Here is a 26333-nt window from a genome sequence, read left to right as displayed (position 1 = left end):
CCGGGGTATCGACTGATGGGTCGAGGTGAGTTGCGACTATTTCTTCCGCCGGAACTCCTTCACCAGTTGCCGGAAGCGCGGGTCCTTTCGGATCGACTCCAGGTCGCGGTCTTCTTCCATGTAGCGGAAGTCGCGGTAGCCCAGTTCGACCGCCCGTCGCAGCGTCACCAGTGCCAGGTCCGGCTGCTTCAACAGGGCGTAGCGGCACGCCAGGTTGTAGTGGGCGGTCGGGTCTTCGGGCCGCGTGGAGACCAGCTTCTTGTCGATCGTCAGGCCGTCGTGGAGGCGGCCCTTCGTCGTCAGGTTGCTGGCCTGCGCCCGCAGCACCTCGTGGAAGTCCGGGTTGCCGCTGAGGATGCGGCCGAAGAAGTCGAGCTCGAAGTCGACCTGATTGCGGTCCGCGAGGAACGAGAGCACGGACCCGGGCGGAAAGCCCTCCCCGGCCGGCGGGGACGGGCGCTTACTCGGCGACGGCATGGCGGTCCCCTGTCAGGAGGCCGGACCGGGAGCGGGCACGTAGGCGAGAGGCGAACCCACCACCCCATAGGATTATAACCTCACCCGGCGCCGGGGCAAACGGCCACCGCCGGGGCAACTGTCACGAAATTCCGGTCGCGCCGGAAGCCCCGACACCGCCTCGCCCGCACAGCTTACCGCCCGGCCGCGGAATCGCCGGTACTTCACACAATCCGGTCCGCCGGTTGCTGCGTCGTACGGGGGCGGCAGCTCATCCCCGGCGTCGGGCGGCACCTCCCCAGGTTGCCGAACCCTAACAGCCGGAAACGCTCCCGCACCCCGACCGGCCAACTCCTCTTGGACTCGGCCGGACGACCCCCAAGAATGGGGTTGGCCGCAGACCCCGTTCGACCGCCCCGAGGCAACCCCGTGGCCCTCTCGCCGCAACCCGATACTCCCGCCCCCGCCGAAGCCGCCACCACGGCCCCTGCCCCCGCCGCGGTGTCGGCGCCGGCGGCGCTTCCGACACCGGCCGCCCGGTCGCGGTCGGCGATGGTGCTCACCGCCGGCTTCGTCGGCCTCATCGCCGGGTTGGCTGCGGGGTACGACCACTTCCGGAAGCAACCGGCCGAGTACGCCTCGACCGGCGTCGTGTCCGGCCGCGATCCCGGGGCCGTGGTCGCGCCCGCCGTCCTGGATCGCGCCGCCCGCAAGCTCGACGCGATGGTGCCGTTCGCCCCGGCGCTTCCTGCGACCACATCGGAGCGCGCCGCGTACCTGCACGAGCACCTGGCGGTGGAATCGCGGGACGGCACGTTCCACGTCGTGTTTCGCGGCCCGAACCCGGCCGACACGCCGAAGTACCTGCGGGCCGTGCTCGAAGCTTACGTCGCCGAGGGCGCGCCGCGGCCGCAGCCGACACCGCCGCTGCCGCCGGCCCCGGGTGCGACAGTGCCCCCGAGCCCGACGCCGGTCGATTCTGATAGCAAGATTGCCGCCGAGCGGCAAAAGCTCGAACGCGACCTGGCCGCGGTTACGGCCGAAAAGCTGCCCGCGATAGAGACCCGGCTGGCGCAAAACAAAACCGCCCTGATGACGACGCAGGGGAAACTCCGCGACGCCGACCGCGACCTGAAGGCGATCGACGCAGCCGGCAGCGACAAGACCCGCCGCGCCGCCCTGATGAAGCAGTTCGGCGTGACGCCCGACGCCGCGCCACCGTTGGTGTCGAGCCCGGAGGAAAAGGAGTTGTCAACCCAGCTGGTGTCGTTCCAGCGGAAGAAGGCCGAACTCGGCCGGCGGCTCGGGCCGGAACACCGCGACATCGTGGCGCTCGACGAGCAAATCCGCTTCGTGCGAGATCTGCTGGCGAAGGCCGCACCCCCGAAGCCGGCCGCCGACGCGCTCGACCGCCACCGCGACGCGCTGACGGAGCGGTGGGCGAAGCTGAACACCGACGCCTCCGCGCTGGCGGAAAGCGTGCAGCGCGACGAAGCCACGCTGGCCGCCGCAGCCCCGATTCGGGCCAAACTCGACGAACTCGCCCTGCGCCCGCCGGCGCCGCAACCCTTCCCGGTGCAACAGCAGCCGGCACCAGCCGCGACTCCGACTCCCGCACCGGAGGCCGTCGCGACGGGGCCGGAGGTCATCAGTTCGCCGTCGGAAGGAGAGCGTGTGTCGCCGTTGCTGGCGGCGTCGCTCGTGCCCGGCGGGGCCATCGGCCTCGTCGGCGGCCTCGTGCTCGGCTTCCTGGCATCGCTTGTGTCAGCCGCAGTGGCCAACCGCCCGAAGCGAGAATCCCCGAAGGCCGCGCCGCCGAAGCCGGTCGTGCAGTCCGGCACGGTCCGCCGCACCGGCCTGACCCGCGTCGTGAAGTACGACGGCCCGCCGCTCGGCGTCCCCGTTCTCGGGCTGATCCCACCGCTGCGGCTCGACCAGCCGGTCGAGAAGAAATCGGTCGAGGGGTGGTCGCCGGCTCTGGTGAGCTACGCCCGGCCGAACAGCCCGGAAGCGGAAGCCTTTCGCGCCGCCCGCCGGGCATTGACAGACGCCCTCGACTCGGCCGGGCACAAGGCCGTCGTCGTGACCGGTCCCGGCGACGGCGGCGACGGCAAGACGACGACGGCCGCGAACCTGGCGCTCTCGCTGGCCCAGTCCGGGAAACGCGTTTTGTTGATCGACTGCGACTACCGCGGCACGAAGCAGCAGGAGCTGTTCCGCCTCGGCCGGCTCGGCGACTCCTTGAAGTCGGTGCTGATGAACGACGTGGACCTGCGCGTCGCGGTGCGGACGTGCGACGTGCCGAACTTCTACATCCTCCCCGCCGGCCGCGGCCCCGTGGACGGCGCCGACCTGCTGACGCGGGCCAAGTTCAAGGACCTGGTGTCCGAACTGAAGGCGCAGTACGAGTACGTCGTGCTCGACGCCCCGCCGACGACCGCGGAGAAGGAGTTGAAGGCGCTTGCCGAGCAGGCCGACGGGATGGTGCTGGTCGTTCGCGGTGGCGCCGACGCGGCAAGCCGCGTGGCGACGGCGACGAGCGAGATCGCGCGGGCGGGAAGCCGCGTGCTGGGGGCAGTGGTGACGGCGGCACCACCACGGCCGGCGGTGCCGCAGGCCGACCCGGCGGGCGCGACGGCGGTTTAACGGGATGGTTCGGGCGGTGTCGAGTCGTCCCCCTTCGCCCGCCGGAGTTCGTCTCGGAGTCGCCGGTTCTCGTCCTCCAACTCCGCGACGGAGCGGCGACCAGAATTCCTCCCGGACTGCACGACGACCAGTACGACGACGGCGACGACCACCGGCACGAAGCACAGAAATCCGAGGAGCAAGATTTCCTGCCCGCCCAGGCCGGGTATGAACGCGAACACGGTTCCTCCTTCAGCGGCGTCCCCGCTCAGATGTCGTAGTAAAGGCTGAACTCGTAGGGGTGGGGCCGCACCCGTACCGCGGCGACCTCCTCCTCGCGCTTGTAGCGCACCCACGTCTCGACCACGTCCTCGGTGAACACGCCGCCTTGCAGCAGGAACTCGTGGTCGCGCTCCAGCGCCGTCAGCGCCTCGTCGAGCGTCGCCGGCATCCGCGGCAAGTCCTTCAACTCCTCCGGCGGCATGTCGTAAATGTCCTTGTCGAGCGGCGGCCCGGGGTGCGTCTTGTTGCGGATGCCGTCCAGCATCGCCATCAGCATCCCGGAGAACGCCAGGTACGGGTTCGCCGCCCCGTCCGGCACCCGGTACTCCAACCGCTTCGACTTCGCCCGCGCCGAGTACACCGGGATGCGCACGGCAGCTGAGCGGTTCCGCTGGCTGTACGCCAAATTCACCGGCGCCTCGAAGCCCGGCACGAGCCGCTTGTAGCTGTTCGTCGTCGGGTTGGTGATCGCGGCGAGGGCCGGGGCATGCTTCAACAGCCCGCCAAGGGCGTACATCGCGGCGTCGGACAGGTTCGAGTAGTCGCTGCCGGCGAACAGGTTGGTGCCGTTCTTCCACAGGCTGACGTGGACGTGCATGCCGCTGCCGTAGTCGTCGAACAGCGGCTTGGGCATGAACGTCGCCGTCTTGCCGTGCTTCCGGGCCACGTTTTTTACCACGTACTTGTACTTCAGCACCGCGTCGGCCGCGCTCACCAGGTCGTCGTACCGCACGTTGATGGCCGACTGCCCGGCCGTGGCCTTCTGGTGGTGGTGGCTTTCGACCGTCAGGCCGCACTCCTCCATCGCCAGCATCATCTCACTGCGCAGGTCGTGCGTCGCGTCGGTGGGCGGGCACGGGAAGTAGCCCTGTCGGTACGGCACCTTGTAGCCCAGGTTCGGCTTCTCGCGCCGACCCGTGTTCCACGCCGCCTCGGCGCTGTCCACGGAGTAGAAGGCCGAGTGCGTAGTCTGGTCGAAGCGCACGTCGTCGAACACGAAGAACTCGAGCGACGGGCCGACCATCGCGGCGTCGGCGGTGCCCGTGCTCTTCATGTAGTTCACGGCCTTGCGGGCGACGTTCCGCGGGTCCTTGCTGTAGTCCTCCTTCGTCAGCGGGTCCTGGATGTTGCACAGCATCGCCAGCGTCACGTCCTTGGCGAACGGGTCGATGAACAGCGTCTCCGGCTGCGGCACGAGCAGCATGTCCGACTCGTTGATGGGCATCCAGCCGCGGAGGCTGGAGCCGTCGAACCCGATGCCGTCCTCGAACACGTCCTCGGTGACGGCCCCGGCGGGAACGGTGAAGTGCTTCCACAGGCCGGGGAAGTCCATGAACCGGAGGTCCACGGCCTTTACCTCGCGCTCGCGGAGAAAGGCCAGCACTTCGCGCGGCGTCCGGACGGGTTCGCGGGTCGGCACGGGTTCGGTTCCCTGGATCAACGGGAAAAGCGGTGCGCGGACGGGGGGAGGGGCCGTGCGTGAGTGTCGTTATAGGGTGGGGCGGCCGCCCGATGCAACCCGTTGGCGTCGCCCTAGTTGCCGCGCAGCCGCACGACCAGCAGGATCAGCAGTAGTGGCACCAGCAGCAGCTCAGGCGTGTGCAGCGCCCAACGCCACGCGGCGCGGACGCCGCGCCGACCGGCCCGGTGGGCGCGGCCCTGCGCCGACACGCGACGGAGCCACGCGTACTCGCGCCGGACGGCGTCGCGGCCGCGGCGCCAGTCGGCCGCCAGCGCCACCCGTTGGTCCGGGAGGAAACGCCGAAAGGTGTCGAGGATCAGCGGCTGCCGCACGAGCGCGGCGCAGACGCCACCCGGTTCGCCGACGCCGCCCATCACACCTTTCACACCCGGCAGCAACGGCCGGACGGTCCGAACGGCTTCGAGCAGGACCATGACGCGGACCGGCGTGTCGGCCGGGTCGTCCGGGTCGCCGAACACGACCCCGACCCGGTCCCACGCACGAATCAACCGCCGCACGACTGCGAGCCGGGCGTACACCCAGCGGCGGCCCGCCGGCAGGTCCTCGGCGAGTGGCAGCACCTCGGCCGGCGGCGGAAGCTCCTCCACCACCTCGAACGTCGCCGGGGGTCGTGCCGGCTGTAGTGGCTCGACGAACTCGTACCGCGGTGGTGCCTCAGAGAAGGCGATGAGCGCCTGGGCCAGCCGCGTCATCCCCTCGGTGACGAGTTCGGGGTGGAGGAGCTGGTACGGGCGGAGGCGGTCCATCCGGTCGAGCGCGCGGGTCTCGGCGTCGGCCGGGTCGGCCGGGTTGCCAAGCAGGACGTGCGGCTCGGGCGGCCACTCGCCAGCGGGGAGTTCGAGCCAGGACCGCAGAAGGGCGTGGTCCACGGATGAGTCAATCGGAGCCGCCGAGGGTGTTCAGGGCCTCGACCACCGTGTCGTACAGGGCCCAGTGGTTGTCCAGGTTGGTGATCCGCAGCAGTTCGCGGATGTTCGGATTCACCCCGGCCAGCACCAGCTCGCTGCCGCGCTCGGCGCACACGCTGTGGCAGCGGAGCAGGAACGTGATGAACGCCGAGCCGAAGTAGCGGACGGCGGCCAGGTCGACGATGATCTGGCCGGGCGGGTCGGCCTTCAGCGGGGCCAGCACGAGCTGCGCGGCTGGTTCCAGCAGCGTCTCGGGCAGGTGCTCGACCTGCGGCGACGGCACGATCACGGCCACGTCGCCGTGCCGGCGCACCTGGAAAAATTCGTTGGCCAGGTCCGCGTCGGAGGCCATGCGAGTGTCCTTCGGTCGGGGGAACTAACCCCCAAGCGTAACCCCGCCGGTGCGGGGACGCAAGCAGCCGTCGCCGGCCGCCTAGGACGGTACGCACCGACGGCTGCCTGGGTTCGAAGGAACTCGTCCGGCGGCCGGGGTTTTCTCTATCATGACGGACGGTTTTGGGGCGGTGGCGACTCACCGGAAACCGCCCGGCGTCTCCCCACCCCCATGAGCAACTCCCCGGGTCCGCACGCGGAGCCGGCCGGGCACCACCAGTCATTCTGGCTGTGGGTCATGTGCCTGACCGGCGTCGATTACTTTTCCACCCTCGGCTACCAGCCGTCGATCGCCGTTCAGAACGCCGGCCTGCTCGCCCCGCTGGCGACGGTCGTGCTCGTGCTCCTCACCCTGTTCGGGGCGCTCCCGGTCTACGCCTACGTCGCCGGGAAGTCGTTCACCGGCCAGGGCTCGATCGGCATGTTGGCCCGGCTGGTGTCCGGCTGGCCGGGCAAGCTCATGGTGCTGGTGCTGCTCGGCTTCGCCGCCACCGGCTTCGTCATCACCAAGACGCTGTCCGCGGCGGACGCGGCAGTCCACGTCGTCGAGAACCCGAGCTGGCCGTTGAAGCCGGGCGACGGCGAGACCGACACCCGGCAGCTGATTCTCATCACGATGCTGCTACTCGTCTCGCTCGGGGCGATGTTCATGCGCGGGTTCCGCGAGGTGATCGGCATCGCGGCCGGGATCGTCGGCGTGTACCTGGCGCTGAACCTCGTCGTCGTCGGCGCCGGGCTCGTGTACCTGACAAACCACCCCGAGTTGTGGAACGCCTGGGTCGCGCGGCTGGCGGCTGGCGAGTGGTACCTGCCGCACAACCCGCTGGGCTCGTGGCAGTTCGCCGGCTGGGGCGGGATGATCGCCGTGAGCTTACTGCTGTTCCCCAAACTCGCCCTCGGCCTGAGCGGCTTCGAGACCGGCGTCGCGGTGGCGGCGAACGTCCGCGGTAACGCGGACGACGACCCGGCGAAGCCGGCCGGGCGGATCGCCAACACCCGCAAGCTGCTGGCGGTCGCGGCGCTCGTGATGAGCGTTTACCTTCTCGGCTCGTCGGTCGTGGTCAGCACGATCATCCCGCCGTCGGAGATCACGCCCGTCGCCGCGGCCGGCGGCTACCCGTGCGACGCCGCCGGCCGCGAGTTGCCCCACCCCGAAGACTGGCCGAAGAAGCCGGCCGCCGGCCGGGCGCTGGCGTACATCGCCCACGGCGAGGGGACGACGAAGGCGGTGTGCCCGCTGTTCGGCCCGGTGTTCGGATTCGTTTACGACGCCAGCACCATCGTGATCCTGTGGTTCGCCGGGGCCAGCGCCATGGTGGGGCTGCTGAACCTGGTGCCCAAGTACCTGCCGAAGTACGGCATGGCCCCCGAGTGGGCCGCGGCCGTGCGGCCGCTCGTGTTCCTGTTCACCGCCATCAACCTGTTTGTGACGTGGGTGTTCAACGCCAGCGTGGACGCCCAGGGCGGCGCCTACGCCACCGGGGTGCTGGTGCTCATTACCAGCGCGTGCTTCGCCGCCGTCATCGACGTGTGGCAGGGCCGCACCGGGTCGTGGCTCCGCCGACTGTCGTGGCCGTTCGCGGCGATCACCGCGGTGTTCGTGTACACGACCGTCGCCAACGAGGTGGAGAAGAGCTTCCAGGGGCTCAAGATCTCGCTGTTCTTCATCGCCACGATCCTGGTCACGTCGATCGCGTCGAGGTTCGCCCGCAGTCGCGAGCTGCGCTTCGGCGGGTTCAAGTTCGCCGACCCGGATTCGCACTTCCTCTGGGACACGATCCGCCACCTGGAACTGACGATCCTGGTGCCGCACCGCCCCGGCCGCCGCACGCTCGCGGACAAGGAGGCGCAGATCCGCCTGGAACACCGCATCCCGTCCGAGCTGATGGTGGTGTTCGTGCAGGTCGAGCTCGCCGACGTGAGCGACTTCGAGCACGAGCCGGTGCTCCAGGTGGTGCAGGAGGAGGGGCGGTACATCATGCGGATCACGGAGGTGGCGTCGATCTCGCACACGCTCGCGGCGCTGGCCCTGGAGATGGGGAAGGTCGGCCGTCCGCCCGAAATCCACTTCGGGTGGACGGACGAGACGCCGGTGAGCGGCACCCTCGGGTTCCTGCTGTTCGGCGAGGGGAACGTGCCGTGGATGGTCCGCGACCTGATCCGCCGGGCCGAGCCGGAGGAGGCGAAGCGGCCGCTCATCATCATCGCGGGAACGGCGTAATCGGCGCCCTTACTGGGGGCCGTCCCAGAAAGCGATTTCGCCGCGGCCCCCGGCGGAGGCTGCGGCCGTGAGGAGTAGCCCGCCGCCGGCGTCGAACTCGGCCTCCGTCACCGGACCGTTGTGGCGGCGGAGGCTGACCAGTTCAACCCCGGTCCGCACGTCCCACAGCTTCACCTCGCCGGTAGCGCCGCCGCTGACGAGCGTCCGCCCGTCCGGCGACGCCGCCACGGCCGTTACCCGGCCGACGTGCCCCAGCAGCGTCACTTCCTCGCGGGCCTGGCTGACCGACCACACGCGGAGCGAGCTGCCGCGGCCGGCGGTCACGAGCCGGTCGCCGGCCGGGAAGAAGCGGAGGAGCCACAGCCCGTCGCCGTGGCCGGCAACCTCCGCGATCGCCTTCTCGGACCCCGACGCCCACACCCCGACGTTGTTCCCCGTCGTCGGCGCCGCCACCCGCTCGCCGTCGTCGGACAGCGTCAGGTGACGCACAGGCGCGCCGGTCGCGGTGTCCACTGACATCACCGGAGAGCCGTCGGCCACACCCCGCACCACGATCCGGCCGCGCTCGCCGCCGACCGCCAATCGCGCGCCGGTGGCCGAGAGCGTCGCAGCGGACACGCCGCCGGTGGGCATCTCGACGCGCAGGACCGCCGTCGGCGTCGCCCCGAACGTCCACACGACCGCGGCGCGGCCGGCCAGTTCGACGCCGACCGGCGGGCCGTCCCCCGGGCAGCGGATGGCTACGATCGGCCCACGCCCGCCGGGAGGCACGCGCCGCGGCGTCGCCCCGCGCTGGAGGCCGACCTCGACCGAGCCGTCGGCATAGGCTACGGCATACCCGCGGCCGTCCGGGTGGGCCGCGACGGCGGACACCGTACCGGGCAGGTCGCGGGCCGTCGTCCCTTCCGGGTCGGCGGTCAAGTCCCACAGCTTGAGGACGCCGTCCTCGGCTACGGTGACGAGTGATCGGCCGTCGGCCCCGAAGCCACCCCCTCGGACGGCCGCGTCGTGCCCGCGGAGCAAGAAACGAGTCGCACCGCTCGCGACGTCGAGCACCCGCACGCCGCCGTCGGCTCCCCCGCAGGCGACGAGTGAGCCGTCGGGACTGACGCAGACGGCGGTTGCGCCCCCGGCCGGCCCCAGGAGCGTACGGACTTCACGCCCGTCGCGGTCGAACAGGTGAACGTTTCCGTCGCCACGACCGGCGGTTGCCAGTACCCAGCCGGCCCCGTCCGGCAGCACGCCGCACCACCCGGCCCCGTCCACGCCACGAACCTCCCCGACGGCACGGCCGGTGTCGGCGTCCCAGATCCGTACCGAGGCGCCGAAGGTAAACGCGGACCGGGCGTCGGGCGACAGCGCGACGGAGGCGACCGGCTCGCCGGCCTCCCAGGTTCGCTCGGCGCGGCGCTCGGCCGCGTTCCACAGCACGACGACGCCGAGTCCGGTGCCGACCAGAACGCGGCGGCCGTCCGCGGCCACCGCGAATGACGTGACAGGGCCGGGGATCGCCGGTGGTGGCGCCACCGCCACAAGACCGCCGTTCGCGCCCACATTCCAGACGCTCAGCAGTCCGTCGCCGCCGGCGGACAGCAGCCTCGCCCCGCCGTTCAAGAAGGCGACCTGCCGGACGCCGCTCGTGTGGGCCGCGACCGTGCCCAGTAGCGTACCGGCCCCGCGGTCCCAGAGGGCAACGGTACCGTCGGCGTGACCCGTCGCGGCGCGGGTGCCGTCGGAGTTCAGTGCGAGCGTCCGCGCACCGGGCGGGCCGGTGGCCGAGAGACGCTCGACGCGGCCGAGTTGCCCGAGGTAGCCGAGGGCGAACCCGGGGTTGTCGTTGTTCAGCGACGCGACCGTCCGCGCGCCGGCCAGCGACTCGGCCATCTGCAGCCCGTCGCCGGCGCGCCAGGCCAGGAACGCGTTGCGGACGTGGCGGGCGTACTCGCGCTCGCGGTCGGCCCGAGCCCGCACGGCCTGCGTGTTGTCGCGGTCCGTCCGCAGCTGCACCGTCTCGCGGGCGTGCCACACGCCGAAGCTGCTGAACACCAGCGCGACCAACACCACGACGGCCAGCGCCACCGCCTGGTCGTTGCGGCGGAGCCACCGGGCGGTCCGGCCGGTCCACTGCAGCGGCCGGGCCAGCGTCGGCAGGCCGTCGAGGAACCGCCGCAGGTCGTCGGCCAGGTCGATCGCCGTGCGGTATCGCTTCGCCGGGGCGCGGCTCATGGCCTTCAGGCAGATCGCCTCCAGGTCGCGCGGGATTTCCGCCCGCAGTTCCCGCGGCGGGACAAGCCGGCCGTCGATGGCCTGGCGCAGAATCTCCACGTCGCTCGCACCGTCGAACGGCGGGCGGCCGGCGAGCAGTTCGTACAGCATGACGCCGAGGGCGTACACGTCGGCGCGCACGTCCACGTCCTCGTGCCGGGCCTGGGCCTGCTCCGGGGCCATGTAGCGTGGCGTGCCGAGCACCTGGCGCGTGGCCGTCTCGCCGGCGGCGGGGGCGGCCAGTTTGGCGAGGCCGAAATCGAGTACCCGCGGCACGTAGTTCTCGCCGCGGAGGTTTACCGAGCCGGGCGGCGGCCCCTGGTCGGCCGGTAGCCCCTTCGACTCCATCAGCAGGATGTTGTTCGGCTTCAGGTCCCGGTGCAGGACGCCGCGGTCGTGGGCGTGCTGAACGGCGTCGGCGATGGTGGCCACCAGCCGGGCCGCCTGCCGCGTGGGCACCGGGTACGCCTGCCGGTCGAGCCACTCGGCGAGTGTCTTGCCGGGGCAGAACGCGGTGGCGACGAACGACAGCGGCCCGATCTCGCCGGACTCGTAGACGGGGACGAGGTTGGGGTGGTCGAACTCGGCCGCGGCCCGCGCCTCGCGCGCCAGCCGGCGGCGGGCGTCGGCGTTGAGGAGCATCTCGGGCCGCGGAATCTTCAGCGCCACCTCGCGCTTCAGCTTCGGGTCGTAGGCGAGGAAAACGAGTCCGCAGCCGCCCTTCCCGAGTTGCCGGCGCAGCTCGTAGCGGCCGATGCGGTGCGGCCCGGTCGGCAGCGGTGACGGGGTGCGGACGTCCGGGATGAGTTCGCTGAGCGAGCCCTCGTTGCCCGGCTGAATGGCGAGGGTGGGGGCTTTGCCGTCGGCCGCGCCGATCCCCTGGTCGTAGGCGGCAAGCATCCGCGCCAGGTGTTCGTCGAGGTGGAGCAGTTCGGCCGAACTCATGAGGCGGAGCCGGTGACGTGGGCCGGGGCGGCGAGTGCGTCCCGGGCTCAGTGTACCATAACGACGACGGGCGGCCCCAACCGATTTCACGACCGGGGGACGGCGATGCGAGCGTTCGTGGTCCGCGGCGGGTTCGGGTTCGACAACCTGGCGTTCGAAGAGCGGCCGGACCCGGTGCCGGGTCGGGACGAAGTGCTGGTGCGGGTGCGGGCGGCGTCGCTGAACTTCCGCGACCTACTGGTGGCCCGCGGCGAGTACAACCCGAAGCTGCCGTTGCCGCGCGTGCTGGGCTCGGACGCGGCCGGGGAGGTGGTGGCGGTGGGGGAGAACGTCGGCGCGTGGCGAGTCGGCGACCGCGTGGTCGGCTGCTTCTTCCAGGAGTGGATCGGCGGGGACCTCACCGAACTGGCGGCGCGGTCGGCGCTTGGGGCGGACCGCGACGGCGTACTCGCGGAACTCGTGGTCTTCAGCAAGTACGGGCTGGTGCCGGTCCCCGAACACCTGAGTTACGAGGAGGCGGCGACGCTGCCGTGCGCCGCGGTGACGGCGTGGAACGCGCTCCGGGCTCCCGGTGCGGGGGCCGATATGACCGTGCTGATTCAGGGCACCGGTGGCGTGTCGGTCTTCGCGCTGCAGTTGGCGAAGGCGATGAGACGCACCGTGTTGGTGACGACACGCAGCGCGAGGAAGGCCGAGCGCGCTACGGCGCTCGGCGCGGACGCGGTGTGCGTGACCGCCGACACCCCGGCCTGGGAGAAGTGGGCGTGGGAGCAGACCGGCGGGCGCGGCGTCGACCTGGTGGTCGAAGTCGGTGGCGCGGGGACGATGGAGAAGTCTCTCCGGGCGGTGCGCTACGGCGGGCACATCGGCCTGATCGGCGTGCTGTCCGGGCCGGGGGCGTTCAACCCGATCGGAGCCGTCATGAAGCGGGTGACGATTCACGGCCAGTTCGTCGGCTCGCGGGCGGACTTTCTGACGCTGAACGCGGCCCTCGAACAGCGCCAGCTTCGCCCCGTGATCGACCGCGTGTTCCGGTTCACGGAGGCGCGGGCGGCGTTCGAGTACCTCGCGGCCGGCGGGCACGTCGGCAAGGTCGTTGTCGCGCTCTAGCCTCCCACGGTTCCGGGCCGTATCCAGGCTGTTTCGGCATCCCCGGAGACACTCGGCATGGGCTTCCGCTGCGGCATCGTCGGCCTCCCGAACGTCGGCAAATCGACCCTGTTCAACGCCCTCCTCTCGACCATGCAGGCCCAGGCGGCGAACTACCCGTTCTGCACCATCGAGCCGAACGTCGGCCGCGTCGAGGTGCCCGACCCGCGGCTCGACACGCTCGCCAAGATCGCCGGCTCCGCGAAGCTCATCCCCACGCAGCTGGAGTTCGTGGACATCGCCGGCCTCGTCCGCGGGGCCAGCAAGGGCGAAGGAAAGGGGAACCAGTTCCTCTCGCACATCCGCGAGGTGGACACGATCCTCTACGTCCTCCGCTGCTTCGCCGACGACGAGATCACGCACGTCGAGGGGAGCGTGGACCCGCTCCGCGACGCCGAGGTGGTCGAGCTCGAACTCATCCTCGCCGACCTGGAGAGTCTGGAGAAGCGCGTCCCCGCGACGCAGAAGAAGGCGAAGGCCGGCGACCGCGACGCCCAGGAGGTGATCGGCCTCATGGAGCGCGTCCTGAAGGTCGTGTCCGACGGGAAGCCGGCCCGGGCCACGGCCACCCGCGACGAGGTCGAGCGGAAGCAGCTGGCGAACATGCAGCTGCTCACGACCAAGCCGGTGATGTTCGTGTGCAACGTCGACGAGGCGTCGGCCGCGACCGGGAACGCACTGTCGGCGAAGGCCGAGGCGATGGCCAGGGAGCGCGGCGCCCCGTGCGTTGTGGTGTCGGCGAAGATCGAGTCCGAAATCTCGATGCTGCCCGAGGGCGAGAAGGCCGACTTCCTGGCGGCGATCGGCCTCAGCGAGACGGGCCTGGCGCGCGTCATCAACGCGGGGTACGGCCTGCTCGGCCTGGTGACGTTCTTCACCGTCGGCCCGAAGGAGGCGCGGGCGTGGACGATCCCGTCCGGCACGCTGGCCCCGCAGGCGGCCGGCGTCATCCACACCGACTTCGAGCGCGGCTTCATCCGCGCCGAGACGGTCGGCTATTCGGACTTCGTGGAGCTGGGCGGCGAGGCCGGCGCGAAGAAGGCCGGCCGCTTCCGCCTGGAGGGGAAGGAGTACCCCGTCCAGGACGGGGACGTGCTGCACTTCCGGTTCAACGTGTGACCGCCGCCGGTCAGTTCGGCAGTTGCTTGAGGTAGATGTTCTTGAACCACAGCGGGTCGCCGTGGAACTGGAGTTCCACCGGCCCGGCGGCCGGCAGCGCCTTCCCCTTGTCCCAGTAATTCGGCAGCGCGGCGCGGTCCACCACCAGCTCGTTGTTCAGCTTCACCGTCACCTTGTCGCCGACCATCGTGATGTGGAACGTGTTCCACTCGCCGACCGGCCTGTCCGCCTTCTTCAGCGGGATCTTGCCGACCTTCTGCCCGGCCTTGAGCGTCGCCGCGGCGTCCTTCGTGTCGGTGCCGGCCGGGTACGGCGTGTTCCACAGGCCGCCGGAGCCGGTGTGCTTGTCCACGCCGTTGGCGCCCGAGGACAGGTCCGAGTCCCAAATCTGCACCTGCGGCTGGCCGCGGAGGTACAGGCCGCTGTCGCCCTTGGCCTCGATCTTCCAGTCGAGCAGCAGTTCGAAGTTGGCGTAGTCCTTCTCCGTGACGAGGCTGACGCCGCCCTTCCCGTCGCAGTGGATGGCGCCGTCCACAACCTTCCAGTGCTCGGCGGCCGTCTTCGACCGCGTGGCCTGGAGCTCGGCGAGCTTCTCGGGGGCGAGCCTGGCCCGCTCGGCCATCGTGGTGTGCCCCTTCCAGCCGGTCAGGTCCTTGCCGTTGAACAGGGCGACGAATCCGGCCGGCGCCTTGGGGGCGTCGGCAGCGAAACTCACTGGCAGGAACGCGGCGGCGAGGGGTACGACCAACAAAGCGGCTCTCATGTGCGGCTCCGGGCGGGAGGGATGGGGCCGGGTCAGCGTACCCCTCGCGCGGGGGTTGGCAACCGGAAACCAGCCCCGCGGTTCACGTTGACACCCACGTCCGCCGGAGGGTAGAAACCCGCGGCGGCCGTCGCCCACGGCCCGCAGCCCGGCACCCGCAGGACGCGCTTCATGCCGCAGGCCCTCCCCGCCGTCCCCACCGCGACCCCGCCGCCGGCGGTCGTCGACGTGTCGGTGTGCATCGCCAACTGGAACTGCTGCGACCTCCTCCGCCGCTGCCTGGAGTCGCTCTACGACCAGCCGCAGGGCGTCAGCTTCGAGGTCGTCGTCGTCGACAACGCCTCCACCGACGGCGCCGCCGACATGATCGCGGCCGAGTTCCCCGGCGTCCGGCTGGTGCGGAACAAGGACAACCGCGGCTTCTCGAAGGCGAACAACCAGGCGGCTGCACTCGCCACGGGGCGCTACTTCTTCTTCCTGAACAACGACACCGTCGTCCCGCCGGACACGCTGCGGAAGTTCCTCGAATTCGCGGAGGCGAACCCGGCCGTCGGCATGGTCGGCCCGCGGCTCCGCGGCGGCGACGGGAACGCGCAGATCTCCTACCGCCGCCGGCCGACGCTCGGGGCGCTGCTCCACCGCGTCAGCCTGCTCCGCTGGACCGGCCTGTTCCGCCGGGCGTACTACGACTACCGCCGCGACTCGTTCGACCCCGAGGGCGTGCGCCCGGTCGAGGTGCTGATGGGGGCGGCGGTGTTCCTGCCGCGTGCGGTGTTCGAGGACAGCGGCCGGTGGGACGAGCAGTACCGGTTCGGCGGCGAGGACATCGACCTGTCCACGCAGGTCGGCCGGCGGCGCGAGCTGGTGTACGTCGGCGACGTGGAGGTGGTGCACTACGGCCGGATGTCGAGCCGCAAGAACATCGGCTTCGCGGCCCCGAACGTGGCGATCGGCTACGTCCACTACTTTCGCAAGGCCGGGGCGACGCCGGCGGCCCTGCGGGTGTACAAGCTGTTCGTCACTGCCGACGCCCCGGTGCAGTGCCTCGGGAAGTGCCTGCAGGGGGTGGTGAGAATGGCCCGCGGCCGGACGGAGAAGGCCCGCAAGAGCTGGCTCGCCGCCCGCGGGCTGTGGCACTTCATGACGCGCGAGCTGGTCCGCTTCTGGCAGGCGTGACCGGGCCGGCCCCACTCCCACTCCGAATTTCCCGCGGCTTCGTCGCCGCGGGCGTCACGGTGCCCGGAACGGTCACGGTGCCGGGTCGCCACGGGTCCGGCCGCGAGACCGTTCCGGGCACGGTCCGCGGGGCCGTCGCCGCCGCGGGTGTCACGGCCGGCGGCGCGGGCGGGATCGCTGGCGTGGCCGGCACCACGGCCCCCGCAGGCAGCGGCGCGGGCCGCGGCTCGGCGACCGTCGGGGCCGGTTGCGTCACCACGCCCGGACCGGTCGGCACCCCGGCACGGGGGCCGTTAGTGATCCACGGCGGGGCCGGGAAGACGAGCCGCGTCGGCCCCTGCGGCGCCGGCCGCGGCGGGTACTGCGCCGCAACGGGGGCGGCGGCGCCGATCACCGTGGCGAGACCGAGCAGCTTGCGGGCTAGGGTCATGGGTCGATCCTCCGTGACGGACGGGTCGGCGCCACCGCGGCCCGAACGTCCCCTTCATCGGACACCACCTTCGCAACCCCCGCCGCCCGCACCACCGATTCGGACGGTGCCGGAGCGGCGCCGCCGCACGACCCGCACAGCTTACCCCGCTTCACGCCGCCCGCTTGACCCGCACGGCTACGATGGGTCACCGCGAACCCGGGAGCAGGCCGTGAGCCGGTTCTGGCAACATTTTGTGACCAACGGCGGGACCGACCCCGTCCCAGCCGATAGCGGCGCGCCGCCCGACGATGCCGAGGCACTCGACGCCTTCTCGAATGCCGTCGTGAGCGTGGCCGAGAAACTGCGGCCGGCGGTCGTGAATCTCCGCGTCGGTCGGCGCGGCCGCGGCGGCAGCGGCTCCGGGGTGTTGTTCGCTCCGGACGGTTTCCTCCTCACGAACCACCACGTCGTCGGCCGCGACGACGACGTGCGCGTCCGACTCCACGACGGCACCGAACTGCCCGGCCGCGTCGTCGGCAACGACCCGTGGACCGACCTGGCCGTGGTCCGCGTCGAGGGAGACCGCTTTCCGCACGCCACGCTCGGCGACTCGGCGAAGTTGAAGGTCGGGCAGTTGGCGGTGGCAATCGGCAGCCCGCTCGGCTTCGAATCGACCGTGACGGCCGGCGTGATCTCGGCGCTCGGCCGCACACTGCGAAGTGTCAGCGGTCACCTTGTGGACAACGTGATCCAGACCGACGCCGCGCTGAACCCCGGCAACAGCGGCGGCCCGCTCGTGGACAGCCGCGGCCGCGTGGTCGGCATCAACACCGCGGTCATCCAGCCGGCTCAGGGCATCTGCTTCGCCGTGCCGGTAAACACGGCGAAGACGATTCTGCCGCAGTTGCTGAAGCACGGCCACGTGGTCCGCGGCTACCTCGGCCTACACGCCCGGCAGGTGCCGGTGGCCCCGGACCTTCGCCAGCGCTACGCCCTGGAGCAGAAGTCGGGCGTGGAAATCGTGATGTTGGAGGAGGACGCCCCAGCCCAGGCGGGTGGGCTGTGGATCGAGGATGTGGTGGTCGGCTTCGCCGGCCGGCCGGTCGCCGACGTGGACGACCTGCACCGACTGCTGACGGCACACCCGGTCGGCATCCCGGCCGCGGTCGTGGTGCTGCGCGAGGGGCGGCGGCTGGAGCGGACGGTGGTACCGGCGGCGTACCCGGATACCGTGCGGACGTGAGCGGTTCCGCCGCTCGGGGCGTGGCGGGCGATAGCCGCCACGCCCCGAGCGGCGACCCGATTACTTCGTCAGCTTCTTGAACTTGATGTCGCTGAACTCGACGCGCATGGAGGCGTACCCCGCGTGCGCCTGGAAGGCGATGATCCCCTCCGTCGGGGCGGCCTTCGCGTCCTTGCCCGGCAGCGTCGGGAAGTCCTGGTCCACCATCGTCTCGCCGTTGATCTTGATGGTAATGCGGTGGCCCTTCGCCAGGATGTAGTACTCGTTCACGCCGTCCTCCTTCACGGCGGCCTTGAACTTGGCCGGGTCGGACGCCTTCATCATCCCCCCGACGCCCTCGCCGTACAGGCTGCCCCAATACCCCTTGCCCACGTCCACCTGCGGCCCGCGGACGCGGTACGGGTTCTTGTCGCCGTCCTGGTCGGTGCGCTCGCTGCGAATCTGAACGCCGCTGTTGCCCACGCCGCCTTTCAGCACCACCTTGCAGGTCAGCTCGAAGTCGGCGTACTTGGTCTTGCTGCACAGGAACGTGTTGTACTTCGGGTCTTCCTTCGTCTCGCCGACGACCTTGCCCGGTGAGACGGTCCAGATGTCCTTCCGGCCCTCCCAGTTGTCGGGGTTGAGGAACGCGGCGGTGTCGTCGCCGGTCTGGACGGCGGGGGCGGGGGCGGCGGCGAGGACCGCGGCCAGGGCGGTCGCGGCGAACGCGACCAGGTGGGGGAGGCGCATGCGGGGCTCCGGGAGGGACCGGCCGGCGGCCGGGCCGTGATAGCATCCGCGGCCGCCGGCCCGGAGGCAAGGGGCGGTTGCCCGCGGGGGCGTTGTCCGTACCTTTCACCGCACCCGCCAGTGCACCCGTCCCGGAGAGCCGCACCGTGTCGTCCGTCACCAAGTGGCTCGTCCTCACCGTCGCCGCCGTCGGCTTCTTCTTCGACACCTACGAACTGCTGATGTTCCCCGTCATCGCCGCCCCGGCGCTGGGCGAGCTGTTGAAGGTGGACCTCGACAACGAGCAGGTGACGCTGTGGGTCGGCCGGATGCTGTGGATCGCGGCGGTCTGCGGCGGCGTCTTCGGCCTCCTCGGCGGCGTCCTCATCGACCGCCTCGGCCGCAAGCGGGTGATGGTCGGCAGCATCCTCATCTACTCGTTCAGCCCGGTCGCGGCGGCGTTCAGCACCGAGCTGTGGATGCTCGTCCTGTTCCGCTGCACCACCTTCATCGGCGTGTGCGTCGAGATGGTGGCCGCCGTCACGTGGCTGGCCGAGCTGTTCGAGGACAAGAAGGCCCGCCAGCTGGCCATCGGCTGGACGCTGGCGTTCGCGTCCGTCGGCGGCCTGTTCGTGTCGCTGGTGAACAAGGCGGCCATCGCCTACGGCGCGTCGCTCCCCGCGCTGCCCCTGCCGGAGGGGTTCGACCAGCACGCCGCGTGGCGGTACACGCTGCTGACCGGCCTCGTGCCCGGCGTGTTCATCGCGCTGCTGCTGCCGTTCGTGCCCGAGTCGCGGGTGTGGGCGGCGAAGAAGGCCGCGGGTACGTTGCGGCGGCCGGCGTTCGGCGAGCTGTTCGCCCCCGGCCTCATCCGCGTCACGCTCGTCTCGACGCTGCTCTCGGCGTGCGGGTACGCGGCAGCGTTCGGCGCGCTGCAACTCACGCCTCCGCGGATCGTGCCGGGCCTCCCCGAGTTCTCCGAGCGACGGGCCGAGCTCGGCAAGGAAGCCAAGGTGCTCGACGCCCGCAAGGAACTGCTGGCGAAGGTGACCGACGAGAACGACAAGATGAAGGGCGGCGACAACCTGAAGGCCCGCTACGCCCAGTTGAAGCAGGACAAGGCCGAGCTGAAGAAGGCCGGGCAGAACCGCGGCGCGACCGTTCAGTTCTGGCAGGAACTCGGCGGCCTGACCGGCCGCGTGCTGCTGGCCGTACTCGTCGTCTTCGTCGCGGGTCGGTTGCTGCTGCGGCTGTTCGTCGTGCCCGGGTTGCTGATGTTCCCCGTGACGTACTACCTGCTGTTCCCCGACCAGCCGGGGCTGTTCGTGGTCGGCATCTTCCTGTGCGGGCTGTGCACGGTGGCGCAGTTCAGCTACTTCGGCGAGTACCTGCCGAAGGCGTTCCCGATGCACCTCCGCGGCACCGGCGGCAGCTTCGCCTTGAACGTCGGCGGCCGCATGGTCGGCACCTCGGCCGCGTTCCTGACGACGAACGTCGTCGCCCCGATGATGCCGTCCGAGAATGCGTTCCGGCAGGTGGCCATGGCTGCGGCCGTCGTCGGCGGCGGGGCGTACCTGCTGGCGCTCGTGCTGTCGTTCTTCCTGCCCGAAGTCCAGGAAGAAACCGAGGTCGCTTGAACCGGGATTGTTGTTTCGGGCAAGGGGGGTCGGGTTCCCGAAACATGTCACCGACTCATAAAAAAGTTTGATCCGACCAGCCGGTCGGCGAGCGTCGGCCGTAAAGGCCGACGCCGCCCGCACATCCGCCGTCGCGGACGACGGCAGGTGGGTTCACCCGCACCGTGGGGCTGCCGGCGACAGCGCTGTAAGCACCTCCGCACGCCGCTGGTATCCGTAGCTTTGGGGATGACGCGGCCGCCGCACGTTCTCACCGTCGGCACGGCGTTCGCTCCCCGTCCGCGGGTCCGTCCACGCATTCAGGGTTCCGTATGCCCCCCGCTCTCGGTCGCGTGGCCTTCCTCGTACTGCTCGCCGCCGCACCCGGGTGCAAGAAGGCCGCCGAGGCGCCACCGCCCCCGCCGCCGCCGAAGGTCGGGGTCGCCAAACCCACCGTCGCCCCCGTCCTGGGGTACTACGAGTACAACGGCACGCTCGAGACTACCAAGGCCGTCGAGGTCCGCGCCCGCGTCAAAGGCTTCCTGAAGAAGGTGTACTTCGTCGAGGGCACCGAGGTCCGCGGCCCCGACCCCGAGGCGTCCGACGACGAGCACAAATTCGGCGAGAAGCTGTACGCCATCGACCCGCGTGAGTACAAGACGGCCGTCCGCAAGGCCGAGGCCGAGCTGGCGAAGGCGGGCGCCGACATCCTGAACTGGAAGGCGCAAATCAAGCTCGCCGCCGCCGACGTGGAGCGGCTCACCCAGGCCGGCACCGCCGCGTCCAAGACCGAGCTCGACAAGGCCAAGGCCACCCTCGAGGTGAACGAGGCCGAGCTCAAGGCCGCCGAGGCCACCCGGGAGGCGGCCGACGCCTCGCTCCACACCGCCAACATCCAACTCGGCTACACCGACGTCCGCGCCCCGCTGTCCGGCCTCATCAGCCGCACGCACGTGGACGAGGAGAACCTCGTCGGGCAGAGCGAGCCGACGCTCCTCACCACCATCGTTCGGATGGACGAACTCTACGTCTTCTTCGACGCCCCCGAGCGCGACCTGGTGGACTTCCAGCGGGCGTCGGCGGCGAAGAAGGTGCCCGACCCGGTGGTCACGTCCGTGCCCGTGTTAGTCGGCGTCACCGGCGAGGACGGCTACCCGCACAAGGGCACCATCGACTTCCGCGAGAACCGCGTGGACCCCGGCACCGGCACCATCCGCGTCCGCGGCCGGGTGCCGAACCCGAAGTCCGGGCCGAACAACGTGTGGCTGTTATACCCGGGCCTGTACGCCCGGGTGCGGGTGCCGGCGGGCACGCCGGCCGACAAGCCCGTGATCCCCGAAGAGGCGCTGATGACCGGCCAGGAGGGGCGGTACGTGTACGTCGTCGGCGCCGAGAACAAGGTCACCAAGCGGACGGTCACCGTGGGGACGCAGGTGTACCGCGCCCCGCCGCCGGCCCCGGACGCGCCGCCGGCGGCGTGGTCGTACAAGGCGCCGAGCGGCGCCCCGCCCGGGCCGGTGGTGCGCTCGGTGGTGGCGATCGAGAAGGGGCTGACGAAGGACGACGTGGTCGTGATCGACGGCTTGCAGCGGGTGCGGCCGGGCGCGCCGGTCGAGCCCCAGGTGTACGAATTGAACGGGCCGCCGCGGGCCAAATGACGACCGCGCCGGCGAACGGCCGGCGTCAGCCGGCTGGTGGTTGGTACAAGTGCCTGGGGCAACGACCAGCCGGCTGACGCCGGCCGTTCGCCGGGTGTGGGCATTACGCGGAACCTGAATGATCTCGCGCTTCTTCATCGACCGCCCCGTCTTCGCCAACGTCCTCGCCATCCTCATGGTGCTGTTCGGCGTCGTCGCGCTGCGGCGGCTGCCGGTCGAGCGCTACCCGTCCATCACGCCGCCGACGGTTACCGTCAGCACCAACTACCCCGGGGCGAACGCCGAGGTGGTCGCCAACACCGTCGCGGCGCCGATCGAGCAGGAGGTGAACGGCGTCGAGCGGATGATGTACATGGCGTCCACGTCCAGCGCCGACGGGTCGTACCAGCTGACCATCACGTTCGAGATCGGCACCAACCTGGACGACGCCCAGGTGCTCGTGCAGAACCGCCTCCGCGTCGCCGAGCCGCGGCTACCCGAGGAAGTGCGGCGGCAGGGCGTCACCGTCAAGAAGCAGTCGCCGAGCATTCTGCTCGTCGTGTCGCTCACGTCGAAAGACGGCACCTTCGACGGCCTGTTCCTGTCGAACTATGCCAACCTCCGCCTCCGCGACGAGCTGTCCCGCGTCGACGGCGTCGGCGACGTGCTGGCGAAGGGCGTCGGCTCCTACGCCATGCGGGTGTGGGTCGATCCGGACAAGCTGGCCGCGCGCCAAATCACGACGAACGAGGTTGTCGGGGCGCTGGCCAGACACAACGTGCAGGTCGCGGCCGGGCAGGTGGGGCAGCCGCCGAACCCGTCCGGGCAGGCGTTCCAGCTCACCGTCACCACGATGGGCCGACTCACCGACGTGAAGCAGTTCGAAGAAGTCATCGTGAAGGCCGGCGCGGAAGGCCGCACCGTCTACCTCCGCGACGTGGCCAAGGTCGAGCTCGGGGCGCAGACGTACGACTCGTACACCGAACGCAGCTCGCTCGAAGCGAGCAACATTCTCATCTACCAGCTGCCGGGGTCGAACGCGCTCGACGTGGCGACCCGCGTCCGCGAGGCGATGGAGCGGATCAAGCCGACGCTCCCCGACGGCATGGAGTACGACATCCCGTTCGACACGACCAAGTTCGTGGACCGGGCCATCACCAACGTGTACCGCACGCTGATCGAGGCCGGCGTGCTGGTGCTGATCGTGATCCTCGTGTTCCTCCAGAGCTGGCGGGCGCTGCTGGTGCCGGCCACCACGGTGCCCGTGACCATCATCGGCGCGTTCGTCTTCCTGTGGCTGTTCGACTTCTCGGTGAACCTGCTGACGCTGTTCGGGCTGATCCTCGCCATCGGCATCGTCGTGGACGACGCAATCGTCATCGTCGAGAACGCCAGCCACCACATCGAGCACGGCACGGCGCCGCGCGAGGCGACGATCAAGGCGATGGGCGAGGTGACCGGGCCGGTCATCGCCATCACCGTGGTGCTGATGGCGGTGTTCATCCCGACGGCGTTCATGGGCGGCATCACCGGCCAGATGTACCGCCAGTTCGCGCTCACCATCGCGGCCACGGCCATCATCAGTGCGGTGAACGCGCTGACGCTCAAGCCGGCGCAGTGCGCCGCCTGGCTCAAGCCGCACGCCGGCAAGAACTGGTTCACCCGCGGGTTCGACTTCTTCTACAAGCCGGTGGAGCGCCTGTACTCCTGGTCGGTGGGCCTGCTGCTGACCGTGTGGCCGCTGGTGCTGGCCGCGTTCGTCGGCATCGTCGGGTTCACGGGCTGGTGGTACACCACGATCCCGACCGGCTTCCTGCCGACGGAGGACGAGGGCTACGCGGTCATCGCCGTGCAGCTGCCCGACTCGGCGTCGCTGGACCGCACGAAGGCCGTGACCGACAAGATGAACAAGGTGTTCGCCAAGTACAAGGACCGGGGCGTCGTCGAGAACTGGTTCACCATCGGCGGGCTGTCGCTGCTCGACGGCGTGAACGCCCCGAACGGCGCGACGGCGTTCGTCGCCTGGAGCGACTGGGCGAAGCGGACGACGCCCGAGACCTCGCAGGCGGCGCTGGTGAAGGAGCTGCAGGGCGAGTTGTTCGCGTTCCGCGAGGCGAACATCTTCGTGATCGTGCCGCCGTCGATCCAGGGGCTCGGCTTCGCCGGCGGCTTCGAGTTGAAGATCGAGGACAAGGAGGGGGTGGGGCTCGACGTCCTTCAAGAGCGGACGCAGGCGGTGATCGACACGGCGGCGAAGACGCGGCCCGAGATCGCCCCGCCGCCGGCCATTCGCACGACGTTCCGGGCCGGCGTGCCGCAGATCTACCTGGAGATCGACCGCGCCAAGTCCGAGCAACTCGGCGTGCTGATCAGCGACGTGTTCTCGACGCTGCAAACGAACCTGGGTTCGGTGTACGTGAACGACTTCAACAAGTTCGGGCGGACGTACCAGGTGCGGGTGCAGGCGCAGCCCGAGTTCCGCGCCGACGCCGAGGTGATCCGCCGGCTGGAGGTTCGCAACCGCGACGGCAAGCGGGTGCCACTCGGGACGCTGTTGACCGTGGAGCCGAAGGTGGGGCCGCCGGCCATCGCCCGGTACAACCTGTACCCGTCGGCGACGATCTCGGGGGCGACGGCGCCGGGGGCGAGTTCCGGGCAGGCGCTCGAGGCGATGGAGGAGGTGGCGAAGGAGGTGCTGCCGAAGTCCATGGGGTTCGAGTGGACGTCGATCGCGTACCAGGAGCGGCGCGTCAGCGGCGGGGCGTACACCGTGTTCGGGCTGGCAGTCCCGGAAGCCGTCATGATTTTCGGGCTGGCCGTGCTGCTGGTGTACCTGGTGCTGGCGGCGCAGTACGAGAGCTGGCTGCTGCCGTTCGCGGTGATCCTCGTCGTGCCGCTCGGGCTGCTCGGCGTGGTCGCGGCGGTGTGGTACCGCGGCCTGGAGAACAACATCTACACGCAGATCGGCGTGGTGCTCATCATCGCGCTGGCGTCGAAGAATGCGATCCTGATCGTGGAGTTCGCGCGGGAGTTGCGGCTGGCCGGGCGGTCGATCCGCGAGGCGGCGGTGGAGGCGAGCCGGCTGCGGTTCCGGCCGATCCTGATGACCTCGATCGCGTTCATCCTCGGCGTGGTGCCGCTGGTGCGGGCGACCGGGGCCGGGGCGGCGAGCCGGCAGGCGCTGGGCACGGCCGTGTTCGGCGGCATGGTCACGGCGACGGTGCTGGCCGTGTTCTTCGTGCCGATCTTCTACCTGGTGATCCAGACGATCAGCGAGTGGATCAGCGGCCCGCCGAGGACGCCGGGTGAGCCGAAGCCGGCCGACGTGCCCGCGAAGGTGTTGCACGCGAACTCGCCGAACGGTACCGGTGCGAACGGCACGCACGGCCCGCCGTGGAAGGCGGAACCCGCCCCGGCGGGAGCGGGTGACCTGAACCACCCGGACCGTGACGGCCACTGACCTGCGGCGACCGGCCCGCGGCTTACGAGGCGGGCTCGGCCGGTTCTTCCTCACCCGTCAGCGTCGCGGCGTAGGCTTCGAGCGCGTCGCCGGCGGCGTCGGCGAACTCCTCGGGGTCGTCGATGTCGAGGCGGATGTAGCCGTAGGGCTCGCGCGGGTCGATCCGCGCCACGATGTCCACCCAGTAGCCGCCGAGCTGGTACGTCAGCCAGCCGACCTCCATCGGCTCGAACCGGGCGTCCGGCACGCCGAACAGGATGGTCGTGTCGGGCCGGTCCGGCTGCACGAGCCGCGCCGCCTCGCGGACGGCGTCCTTGAGCTGCGGGTACAGGTCGTCCGGCGGCGGCGTCAGCTCCCAATCGCTCCCCTTAACGCGGTAGTAGAGCGCCCCCTCGCCCTCCATGAAGCGCACCTCGACGCGCTCGGCCTTGTCGCGCAGCGCGGTGAGGAGGATGGTGTGGAGGTAGCGCCGGGCCGGCGGCTCGGCGAGGAGTTGTTCGGTCGATTCGTAGACGAGCACGGCGGGTTCCTTGGGGTCCGGCCATTGTAGGTCGGGCTTCACGCCCCGGGCCGGGATGGTACAATTCCGCCACTCACCCGGGAGCAGCCATGCGGTTCACCAAGATGCACGGGATCGGCAACGATTACGTGTACCTCGACTGCGTCCGTCAGCGGCCGCCGGCCGACCCCGCGGCGCTGGCCCGTGCCGTCAGCGACCGGCACTTCGGCATCGGCTCCGACGGGCTCATCCTGATCTGCCCGAGCGAGCGCGCCGACGCCCGGATGCGGATGTTCAACGCCGACGGGTCCGAGTCCGAGATGTGCGGCAACGGCGTTCGCTGCGTCGCCAAGTACGTGTACGACCACGGCATCGCCCGCAAGCCGCGGCTACTCATCGAGACCGGCCGCGGAGTGCTGACGCTCGACGTCGAGGTGACGGGTGAGACGGTGAGCCGCGTCCGCGTGAACATGGGCGAGCCGATCCTGAAGTCGGCCGACATCCCGACGACGCTCCCGGGCGACCCGCCGGTGGACGCGCCGCTGACCGTCGGCGGCGTGACGTTCGCGGCGACGTGCGTGTCGATGGGGAACCCGCACGCTGTCGTGTATGTCGGCGACGAGTACTTCCGCGCCGGCGAGCGCGATTTGGTGGCCGAGCTGGGGCCGAAGGTCGAGCACGCCCCCGAGTTCCCGCGGCGGGTGAACGCGCACTTCGTGAAGGTGCACTCGCCCGGCGAGATCACGATGCGGACGTGGGAGCGCGGCAGCGGCATCACGCTGGCGTGCGGCACCGGGGCGTGTGCGGTGTGCGTCGCCGGCGTGCTGACGGGCCGCACCGGCCGGACGCTGCTGGCCCACTTGCCCGGCGGCGACCTGGAACTGGAGTGGTCGGAAGCCGACAACCACGTGTACATGACCGGCCCCGCGACCGAGGTGTTCTCGGGCGAGTGGCCGGGGTAGCGACGCCGGCA

At 70.6% G+C, this 26333-nt stretch carries 20 protein-coding genes; 10 read left to right on the top strand and 10 right to left on the bottom strand.

Annotation, left to right across the window (positions count from 1 at the left end; genetic code table 11):
- Nucleotides 1–36 precede the first annotated feature (36 nt).
- Nucleotides 37–477, bottom strand: coding sequence for a TPR end-of-group domain-containing protein (locus tag ETAA1_RS11705; protein WP_145237964.1), 441 nt, complete (start codon nucleotides 475–477; stop codon nucleotides 37–39).
- Between the two features lie 408 nt (nucleotides 478–885).
- Here ETAA1_RS11705 and ETAA1_RS11700 point away from each other — a divergent pair, with 408 nt between their 5' ends.
- Nucleotides 886–3102, top strand: a complete 2217-nt coding sequence (locus tag ETAA1_RS11700) for a tyrosine-protein kinase domain-containing protein (RefSeq protein WP_202920835.1) — start codon at nucleotides 886–888, stop codon at nucleotides 3100–3102.
- On the opposite strand, the gene ETAA1_RS11695 is transcribed toward ETAA1_RS11700, so the two are convergent.
- The 4 genes from ETAA1_RS11695 to ETAA1_RS11680 form a co-directional block, all read right to left on the bottom strand.
- The gene (locus ETAA1_RS11695; RefSeq protein WP_145237958.1) at nucleotides 3099–3323 is read right to left on the bottom strand and encodes a hypothetical protein; all 225 of its coding nucleotides are present in this window, start codon (nucleotides 3321–3323) and stop codon (nucleotides 3099–3101) included. The two genes, ETAA1_RS11700 and ETAA1_RS11695, sit on opposite strands and share 4 nt — an antisense overlap.
- 26 nt (nucleotides 3324–3349) lie before the next feature.
- Complete coding sequence (glnA, locus tag ETAA1_RS11690) at nucleotides 3350–4783, bottom strand: type I glutamate--ammonia ligase (protein WP_145237955.1); 1434 nt, start codon at nucleotides 4781–4783, stop codon at nucleotides 3350–3352.
- A gap of 113 nt (nucleotides 4784–4896) precedes the next feature.
- Nucleotides 4897–5715: a hypothetical protein gene (locus tag ETAA1_RS11685; RefSeq protein ID WP_145237952.1), complete on the bottom strand. Its 819-nt coding sequence runs from the start codon at nucleotides 5713–5715 to the stop codon at nucleotides 4897–4899.
- A gap of 7 nt (nucleotides 5716–5722) precedes the next feature.
- Nucleotides 5723–6106: an STAS domain-containing protein gene (locus ETAA1_RS11680; protein ID WP_145237949.1), complete on the bottom strand. Its 384-nt coding sequence runs from the start codon at nucleotides 6104–6106 to the stop codon at nucleotides 5723–5725.
- A gap of 213 nt (nucleotides 6107–6319) precedes the next feature.
- On the opposite strand from ETAA1_RS11680, the gene ETAA1_RS11675 reads away from it, so the two are divergent.
- The gene (locus ETAA1_RS11675; RefSeq protein ID WP_145237946.1) at nucleotides 6320–8368 is read left to right on the top strand and encodes an APC family permease; all 2049 of its coding nucleotides are present in this window, start codon (nucleotides 6320–6322) and stop codon (nucleotides 8366–8368) included.
- Between the two features lie 9 nt (nucleotides 8369–8377).
- Here ETAA1_RS11675 and ETAA1_RS11670 read toward each other — a convergent pair whose 3' ends face one another.
- A complete protein-coding gene (locus tag ETAA1_RS11670; RefSeq protein ID WP_145237943.1) occupies nucleotides 8378–11578 on the bottom strand; it encodes a WD40 repeat domain-containing serine/threonine protein kinase in 3201 nt (1066 codons plus the stop codon).
- A 105-nt stretch (nucleotides 11579–11683) separates the two neighbouring features.
- Between ETAA1_RS11670 and ETAA1_RS11665 the strand changes: the two genes are divergently transcribed.
- Nucleotides 11684–12688, top strand: a complete 1005-nt coding sequence (locus tag ETAA1_RS11665; RefSeq protein WP_145237939.1) for a zinc-dependent alcohol dehydrogenase family protein — start codon at nucleotides 11684–11686, stop codon at nucleotides 12686–12688.
- Between the two features lie 57 nt (nucleotides 12689–12745).
- Nucleotides 12746–13846, top strand: a complete 1101-nt coding sequence (gene ychF, locus ETAA1_RS11660) for a redox-regulated ATPase YchF (protein WP_145237936.1) — start codon at nucleotides 12746–12748, stop codon at nucleotides 13844–13846.
- Between the two features lie 10 nt (nucleotides 13847–13856).
- Here ychF and ETAA1_RS11655 read toward each other — a convergent pair whose 3' ends face one another.
- Nucleotides 13857–14609, bottom strand: a complete 753-nt coding sequence (locus tag ETAA1_RS11655) for a 3-keto-disaccharide hydrolase (protein ID WP_145237933.1) — start codon at nucleotides 14607–14609, stop codon at nucleotides 13857–13859.
- A gap of 171 nt (nucleotides 14610–14780) precedes the next feature.
- Between ETAA1_RS11655 and ETAA1_RS11650 the strand changes: the two genes are divergently transcribed.
- Nucleotides 14781–15785 carry a glycosyltransferase family 2 protein gene (locus ETAA1_RS11650; protein ID WP_145237931.1) on the top strand — a complete coding sequence of 335 codons (1005 nt, stop codon included), beginning with the start codon at nucleotides 14781–14783 and terminating at the stop codon, nucleotides 15783–15785.
- Here ETAA1_RS11650 and ETAA1_RS11645 read toward each other — a convergent pair.
- On the bottom strand, nucleotides 15748–16215 hold the full coding sequence (locus tag ETAA1_RS11645; protein ID WP_145237928.1) for a hypothetical protein: 468 nt from the start codon (nucleotides 16213–16215) through the stop codon (nucleotides 15748–15750). The genes ETAA1_RS11650 and ETAA1_RS11645 overlap by 38 nt on opposite strands.
- Before the next feature lie 211 nt (nucleotides 16216–16426).
- Here ETAA1_RS11645 and ETAA1_RS11640 point away from each other — a divergent pair, with 211 nt between their 5' ends.
- Entirely contained in the window at nucleotides 16427–17440 is a 1014-nt protein-coding gene (locus ETAA1_RS11640; protein ID WP_145237925.1) for a S1C family serine protease, read from the top strand.
- A gap of 60 nt (nucleotides 17441–17500) precedes the next feature.
- Here ETAA1_RS11640 and ETAA1_RS11635 read toward each other — a convergent pair whose 3' ends face one another.
- Nucleotides 17501–18169, bottom strand: a complete 669-nt coding sequence (locus ETAA1_RS11635) for a 3-keto-disaccharide hydrolase (RefSeq protein WP_145237922.1) — start codon at nucleotides 18167–18169, stop codon at nucleotides 17501–17503.
- A 146-nt stretch (nucleotides 18170–18315) separates the two neighbouring features.
- Between ETAA1_RS11635 and ETAA1_RS11630 the strand changes: the two genes are divergently transcribed.
- The 3 genes from ETAA1_RS11630 (at nucleotide 18316) to ETAA1_RS11620 (ending at nucleotide 24861) form a co-directional block, all read left to right on the top strand.
- Nucleotides 18316–19785, top strand: a complete 1470-nt coding sequence (locus ETAA1_RS11630; protein WP_238389423.1) for an MFS transporter — start codon at nucleotides 18316–18318, stop codon at nucleotides 19783–19785.
- A gap of 311 nt (nucleotides 19786–20096) precedes the next feature.
- The gene (locus ETAA1_RS11625; RefSeq protein ID WP_145237919.1) at nucleotides 20097–21422 is read left to right on the top strand and encodes an efflux RND transporter periplasmic adaptor subunit; all 1326 of its coding nucleotides are present in this window, start codon (nucleotides 20097–20099) and stop codon (nucleotides 21420–21422) included.
- 118 nt (nucleotides 21423–21540) lie between these two features.
- Nucleotides 21541–24861 carry an efflux RND transporter permease subunit gene (locus tag ETAA1_RS11620; protein WP_145237916.1) on the top strand — a complete coding sequence of 1107 codons (3321 nt, stop codon included), beginning with the start codon at nucleotides 21541–21543 and terminating at the stop codon, nucleotides 24859–24861.
- 22 nt (nucleotides 24862–24883) lie between these two features.
- Here the strand turns inward: ETAA1_RS11620 and ETAA1_RS11615 are convergent, their stop codons facing one another.
- The gene (locus tag ETAA1_RS11615) at nucleotides 24884–25381 is read right to left on the bottom strand and encodes a hypothetical protein (RefSeq protein ID WP_145237913.1); all 498 of its coding nucleotides are present in this window, start codon (nucleotides 25379–25381) and stop codon (nucleotides 24884–24886) included.
- A gap of 89 nt (nucleotides 25382–25470) precedes the next feature.
- Here ETAA1_RS11615 and dapF point away from each other — a divergent pair, with 89 nt between their 5' ends.
- Entirely contained in the window at nucleotides 25471–26322 is an 852-nt protein-coding gene (gene dapF, locus ETAA1_RS11610) for a diaminopimelate epimerase (protein WP_145237910.1), read from the top strand.
- Nucleotides 26323–26333: the final 11 nt, after the last annotated feature.

Source organism: Urbifossiella limnaea (genome assembly GCF_007747215.1).
In the GTDB taxonomy this organism is placed as follows: Bacteria; Planctomycetota; Planctomycetia; order Gemmatales; family Gemmataceae; genus Urbifossiella; species Urbifossiella limnaea.
This window is presented reverse-complemented; position numbering and strand designations above follow the sequence as displayed.

Bases quoted from the DNA above. Each gene is read 5' to 3' on its own strand.
- ETAA1_RS11705 (WP_145237964.1), bottom strand. From the start codon at position 477: ATGCCGTCGCCGAGTAAGCGCCCGTCCCCGCCGGCCGGGGAGGGCTTT.
- ETAA1_RS11680 (WP_145237949.1), bottom strand. From the start codon at position 6,106: ATGGCCTCCGACGCGGACCTGGCCAACGAATTTTTCCAGGTGCGCCGG.
- ETAA1_RS11675 (WP_145237946.1), top strand. From the start codon at position 6,320: ATGAGCAACTCCCCGGGTCCGCACGCGGAGCCGGCCGGGCACCACCAG.
- ETAA1_RS11670 (WP_145237943.1), bottom strand. From the start codon at position 11,578: ATGAGTTCGGCCGAACTGCTCCACCTCGACGAACACCTGGCGCGGATG.
- ETAA1_RS11665 (WP_145237939.1), top strand. From the start codon at position 11,684: ATGCGAGCGTTCGTGGTCCGCGGCGGGTTCGGGTTCGACAACCTGGCG.
- ychF (WP_145237936.1), top strand. From the start codon at position 12,746: ATGGGCTTCCGCTGCGGCATCGTCGGCCTCCCGAACGTCGGCAAATCG.
- ETAA1_RS11655 (WP_145237933.1), bottom strand. From the start codon at position 14,609: ATGAGAGCCGCTTTGTTGGTCGTACCCCTCGCCGCCGCGTTCCTGCCA.
- ETAA1_RS11650 (WP_145237931.1), top strand. From the start codon at position 14,781: ATGCCGCAGGCCCTCCCCGCCGTCCCCACCGCGACCCCGCCGCCGGCG.
- ETAA1_RS11645 (WP_145237928.1), bottom strand. From the start codon at position 16,215: ATGACCCTAGCCCGCAAGCTGCTCGGTCTCGCCACGGTGATCGGCGCC.
- ETAA1_RS11635 (WP_145237922.1), bottom strand. From the start codon at position 18,169: ATGCGCCTCCCCCACCTGGTCGCGTTCGCCGCGACCGCCCTGGCCGCG.
- ETAA1_RS11625 (WP_145237919.1), top strand. From the start codon at position 20,097: ATGCCCCCCGCTCTCGGTCGCGTGGCCTTCCTCGTACTGCTCGCCGCC.
- ETAA1_RS11620 (WP_145237916.1), top strand. From the start codon at position 21,541: ATGATCTCGCGCTTCTTCATCGACCGCCCCGTCTTCGCCAACGTCCTC.
- dapF (WP_145237910.1), top strand. From the start codon at position 25,471: ATGCGGTTCACCAAGATGCACGGGATCGGCAACGATTACGTGTACCTC.